Origin of the sequence: Ferruginibacter sp. HRS2-29 (assembly GCF_024343615.1) — a bacterium.
Taxonomy (GTDB): Bacteria; Bacteroidota; Bacteroidia; order Chitinophagales; family Chitinophagaceae; genus Ferruginibacter.
This window is the reverse complement of record NZ_RJUB01000061.1, coordinates 1-1,935: the sequence shown is the minus strand read 5'-3', so window position 1 is coordinate 1,935 and position 1,935 is coordinate 1. Positions and strand designations below refer to the sequence as shown.

The 1,935-nt window shown below is 46.9% G+C and carries 1 protein-coding gene; it reads left to right on the top strand.

Annotated elements, in window-relative coordinates:
* Positions 1-1,577, top strand: a 1,577-nt coding sequence (locus EGI32_RS10865; protein ID WP_255155408.1) for a T9SS type A sorting domain-containing protein, incomplete at its 5' end; no start/stop codon positions are given.
* Positions 1,578-1,935: the final 358 nt, after the last annotated feature.

The following is a 1,935-nucleotide window of genomic DNA, read 5'->3' as shown; positions in this document are numbered from 1 at the left end:
CTTCAGGTACGATCACTGTAAATGGTGGTTCTACTACCATGACAGTAACTGCTGCCGGCGGTACAGCACCCTATACTTACAAACTCAATAACGGAGCATACCAGTCCTCCAACATCTTCACCAACGTTACCGCAGGTTCTTACACCGTAACAGTGAAAGATGCCAATAACTGTACTGTTTCCAAAACAAGGACTATATCTCAGCCAGGCGCTCCGGCACCATTGGTTGCGGCCGCTACGGCAGGCACCATCACCTGCAACGGTGGAACAACTTCCGTGGTTGTTACGGCAACAGGCGGTACTGGCAGCTATACCGGTGTTGGTACTTTCACCAAAGCCGCAGGCACTTATACTTTTGTGGTGACTGACGCAGCCGGTGTAACAGATGATGTGACCATCACTGTAACTCAGCCAACGCTCATCAATGTGACAGTAGCTACAGGTACGATCGCTGTATATGGCGGCTCAACTACAGCCACTGCTACAGCAACAGGCGGCACACCGGGTTATACTTACAGCTACGATAATGGTGCTTACCAGTCTTCCAACGTATTTACCAATGTAGTGGCTGGTACACATAGCATCAGGGCTAAAGACACAAAGGGTTGCATCACTACAAAAACCTTCTCTGTAAGCCAGCCTGCACAGGTACCCGCATTGGTTGCGGCAGCTACAGCAGGTACTATCAACTGTTACGGCGAAAACACTATTGTAACAGTAACTGCAGCCGGCGGTACAGCACCATACACTGGTACGGGTAGCTTCACCAAAGCAGCAGGCACTTATACCTTTACTGTAACGGATGCCAATGGTGCAGCGGATGATGTGACCATTACTATCGCTCAGCCAACTGCCATCAGCGTATCAGTAGCTCCGGGTACGATCGCTGTAAACGGAGGTACAACTTCTGCAACTGTTACTGCAACCGGCGGTACTGCACCATACACTTACAAACTGAATGATGGCGCTTACCAGTCAGGAAATACCTTCAGCAACCTTGTTGCAGGTACTTATTCGGTTACTGTGAAAGATTCAAAAGGATGTACCGGCACAAAATCATTCACCATCAGCGAACCGGACGTAATTACTGATCTGGGACTCATCGTAAACTCTGGTGGTTTTGGTTGCAGGGGATCTAACACCGGTTATATCAAAGCGGAAGCAAGGGGCGGATTTGGTCCGTATACTTACCAGCTGGATAACGGTACATTCGGAACCAACAACGTATTCACCAGGTTGGCAGCAGGCACTTATACCGTTACCGTAAAAGATGCTTCTCAAAGGACGGTATCGACCCGTGCAGTGATCAGCGAATCAAGGAGAAGGTGTAACGCGATCTACCTGACAGCTTTGGGTAACCCCTCCATTTCAGACTTCAGGGTGAAGATCGAAACTGATAACACTAACGATCCCATTACAATGGTTGTAATGAACATGGCTGGCCAGAAAGTATACCAGACTAATGGTAAAGCGAATGACATCAATACCTTCGGCAGGGAATTCACTCAAGGCACTTATATCCTGAGGGTTCAGCAGGGTACAGAAGTAGAAACAATCAGGCTTGTAAAAGCCCGTTAATAAAGAGGTTTAAATCTTGCTTTTTTCCCCATGACTTAAGAAACTTCCGGTGAAAGCCGGGAGTTTCTTGTTTTGTACTGCAGGGTTCCGGCTTCGGAAAATACAGAACATTTATTATGAACATCGAAGCTGAGGAGCATTGTCATTGCCTGATAACATCGCATTAATATTTCTTCATTTTCACAAGCCGTACCTACCGTACGGATCACCCCGGTTTTGTTTTGGTCTGCCGATGCGATGTTCCTACGGAACAATGAGTTGTAAGGTGGAAATTTACTTAGGTAGGATGCCTGTATGTTTATGTATTTTTATGAACATTAGTAAGGTGAGCGAATGTTGTATGTTCCGTAGGGATAAT